The organism is Pseudonocardia sp. SID8383, assembly GCF_009864975.1.
Lineage (GTDB): Bacteria > Actinomycetota > Actinomycetes > Mycobacteriales > Pseudonocardiaceae > Pseudonocardia > Pseudonocardia alni.
Genome location: NZ_WWFY01000247.1, coordinates 1 through 3,424, shown reverse-complemented (window position 1 = coordinate 3,424; position 3,424 = coordinate 1). Strand labels below are relative to the sequence as shown.

Sequence of the window (3,424 nt, the reverse complement as noted above, 5' to 3'; positions counted from 1 at the left end):
GCCCGACCAGCGCCGTCGCCGGGAGCACGTCGGTGAGCCAGGTCGCGCCGGGCCCGATCCGCGACGCCAGCAGCATCCCGGCCGCGGCCAGCAGCAGCCCGCCGGTGACCAGCGGTGCCGGGCCCGTGCGCGTCGCGAGCCGTCCGGCGCGGGCCGACAGCAGCAGCATGAGCACGGTGACCGGCAGGGTCGCGGTCCCCGCCAGCAACGGGGAGAACCCGGCCACGATCTGCAGCTGCACGGCGAGCAGCACGAACAGCAGCCCCAGCGCCGCATAGACGGCGACGGTCACGACGTTCGCGCCGGTGAACCGGCGCCCGTCCCCGGCGTCGCCGGTGCCGGTGAACAGCTCCGGTGGCACCAGCGGGGACCGGCTGTGCCGTTCGACCAGTGCGAACGCCACGAGTGCCGCCACTCCGGCGAGGCCCGCGCCCCACACCTGCGGTCCGGGCGATGCACCGGCGCCGGCCGCCGTCCCGGCCCAGGTCAGCAACGCCAGCCCGGCGACCGCGAGCACGCTGCCCGGGACGTCGAGCCGGTGCGCGGCGTCGGGGTCACGCGACTCGGGCACGTGCCGCACCGCCACCGCGACGACGACCGCCGCGAGCGGCAGGTTGATCAGGAACACCGCCCGCCACGACCACTCCACGAGCGTCCCGCCGACGAACGGGCCCAGCGCCCCCGCGACCCCGCCGAGCCCGGACCAGGCCCCGATGGCCGCCGCCCGGTCCGCCCCGTGGAACGACGCCGAGATCAGTGCCAGGCTGCCCGGGGTCAGCAACGCCCCGCCCACTCCCTGCAGGGCCCGGGCCGCGGCGAGCACCTCGACGCTCGGCGCCAGCCCGCACAGCAGGGAGGCCAGCGCGAACCAGACCGCCCCGGTCACGAAGATCCGCCGCCTGCCGAACCGGTCGCCCAGCGAGCCGCCGAGCAGGATCAGCCCGGCCAGGGTCAGGGTGTAGCCGTTGACCGTCCACTGGAGACCGGCGAATCCGGCGCCGAGGTCCTCGGCGATGCGGGGCAGGGCGATCGTGACGACGGTGTTGTCGAGCATCGCCATGCCCGAGCCGAGCACGCAGGCCGTGATGACCCAACGGCCGGCCGCGGTGCCGGTGCGCAGTCCGGTGTCCATGGTCGGCGAACACCGGGACGTCCTGGTCTCTTCCGTCGCCGGGCCTCGGGGTCAGCCGGTGACCACCCCCGCCCGCCGCCCGGCCTCGGTGAGCCGCTCGGCCAGCAGCGCCGCGCCCGCCTCGTCCACCCGCCCCACCGACAGCCGCAGCATCTGCCGGTCGTCGGGCAGGAACGCGGTGCCCGGGATGGTCAGGGTGTCGTGGTCGAGCAGCAGCGTCCGGACGACGTCGAGGGTCGGGCGGTCCGGGAACGGGTGGCGCACCCAGGCGAAGAACCCGCCGAGCGCGGCGATCTCGAACCCGCCCGGGCGGTCGGCGAGTGCGGCACCGACCCACTCCCGCCGCCGGGCGATCTCCGCGACCCGGTCGGCCCGCCACACCCCGGCGCGGGTGAGCCCGGCCACCGCGGCCTCCTGCCCGGTCCGCGGTGCGCAGATGGCGATGCAGTCGAGCAGCTTGAGCACCTGGCGTCGCAGCTCCGGGCCGGCGACGACCGACCCGACCCGGTACGCCGGGATCGCCAGGTCCTTGGAGTAGGAGTGCAGACCGACCACGGTCGAACGCCACGCCGGGTCGGCGAACAGCGTGTGCGACGGCTCGGTCGTGTCCGGGCGGAACGAGCGGTAGGTCTCGTCGAGGACGAGCGCGATGTCGTGGCGTCGGGCCAGCTCGGCGAACGCGGTGATCTCCTCGGGCGGGACCGTCACCCCGCTCGGGTTCCCCGGCGTGACCAGCACGATCGCCCGGGTGCGCGGGGTGAGGAGCGCCTCGGCGTCGGCGGCGCGCGGGACCAGGTCGGCGTCGGGCTCCAGGTACACCGGCGTCACGCCGCGCATCCGCAGCCACATGTCGTGGTTGAAGTAGTAGGGCAGCGGGGAGATCACCTCGTCACCCGGGCCGGCGAGCGCATCGGCGACCACGGCGAACGCCTGGTTGCAGCCCGCGGTGACCACGACGTCGTCGGGCGTGAGGTCCCCGCCGTGCTCGCGGGCCAGCTCGTCGGCGATCGCCTGCCGCAACGGCGGGATGCCCGGCACCGGCGCGTAGCCGGACAGGCCGGGGTCCCGTGCGACCTCGACGACGCGCTCGACGACCTCGGGTGCCGGCGGGTACGGCGGCGCGGCCTGCGACAGGTCCAGCAACGGGTGCGTCGCGTTCCGTGCCGGGTCCCGCTCGCCGGCCAGCGCGAGGGCCGCACCGATGGGGGAGTCGCTGCCGGCCGCCGTCGTGGGGTCGAGTCGCACCGTCGGATGCCGCCTTCCGGGTCGTCCTGCGTCGGTCCTGCGGTCCGATCGTCGCCGACGCGGCCCGGGGCGGTCCAGCGACCCTCGGGATACGGTCGCCGCAGCAGGCGTTGCGAGGTGGCACGGTGGTCGAGGTCCGGACGGCGCCCGGCGCGGGGTTCCGCCGCCGGGTCCTGCTCGTCCTGTGCCTCACCGAGATCACCAGCTGGGGCGTCCTCTACTACGCGTTCCCGGTGCTCGCCCCGTCGATCTCGGCGGACACCGGCTGGTCGGTGAGCGCGGTGACCGGCGCGTTCTCCGCGGGCCTCGGGGTGTCCGCGCCGGCCGGGATCGTCGTCGGACGGCTGTTGGACCGGTGGGGCCCGCGCTGGGTGATGACGGCCGGGTCGCTGCTGGGGGTGCCCGCCGTCGTCGGGATCGCCGTCGCACCGTCCTGGCCGTGGTTCCTCGCCGCGTGGCTGGTCGCGGGGCTCGCGCAGTCCGCGACGCTGTACCCGCCCGCGTTCGCGGCGCTGACCCGCTGGTGGGGAAGCGACCGGGTGCGCGCGCTGACCGGGCTCACCCTGGCCGGCGGCCTGGCCAGCACGGTGTTCGCGCCGCTGTCGGCGGCGCTGCTCGGCGGGTTCGGCTGGCGCGGCACCTACCTGGTGCTCGCCGCCGTCCTGCTGGTTGTGACGGTCCCTGCGCACCTGCTCGGGCTGCGCGGCCCGTGGCCGGGGGCCCCCGCCCCGCCCGAGCACGCCGACCCGGGCGCGATCGCGCGCAGCCGCCCGTTCCTGCTGACCGTGGCCGCGGTGTTCCTCGGCACGTTCTGCGGGTTCGCGGTCGCGGTGAACCAGGTGCCGCTGCTCATCGAGCGGGGACTCGACGTACAGACGGCGGCCTGGGCGCTCGGGCTCGGCGGGGTCGGGCAGGTCGCCGGGCGGGCCCTCTACACCCGCGTCGTGGGACGGCTGGCCCCACCGGCACGGGCGGTGCTCGTCCTGGCGGCGCTGGCCGCGTCGACCGCGCTGCTGGGACTGCTGCCCGGCCCGGCGTGGCTGCTGG

At 76.3% G+C, this 3,424-nt stretch carries 3 protein-coding genes; 1 reads left to right on the top strand and 2 read right to left on the bottom strand.

All coding sequences use genetic code 11. From position 1 onward, the window contains the following. Both GTW08_RS06040 and GTW08_RS06035 read right to left on the bottom strand, forming a co-directional pair. On the bottom strand, positions 1-1,132 hold a 1,132-nt coding region (locus GTW08_RS06040; protein WP_161151546.1), incomplete at its 3' end, for an MFS transporter. Positions 1,133-1,183: 51 nt separating this feature from the next. Continuing rightward, positions 1,184-2,377 carry an aminotransferase gene (locus tag GTW08_RS06035; protein ID WP_073575464.1) on the bottom strand — a complete coding sequence of 398 codons (1,194 nt, stop codon included), beginning with the start codon at positions 2,375-2,377 and terminating at the stop codon, positions 1,184-1,186. A gap of 125 nt (positions 2,378-2,502) precedes the next feature. Here GTW08_RS06035 and GTW08_RS06030 point away from each other — a divergent pair. After that, the coding region (locus GTW08_RS06030; protein ID WP_161151545.1) for an MFS transporter at positions 2,503-3,424 on the top strand (922 nt) is incomplete at its 3' end.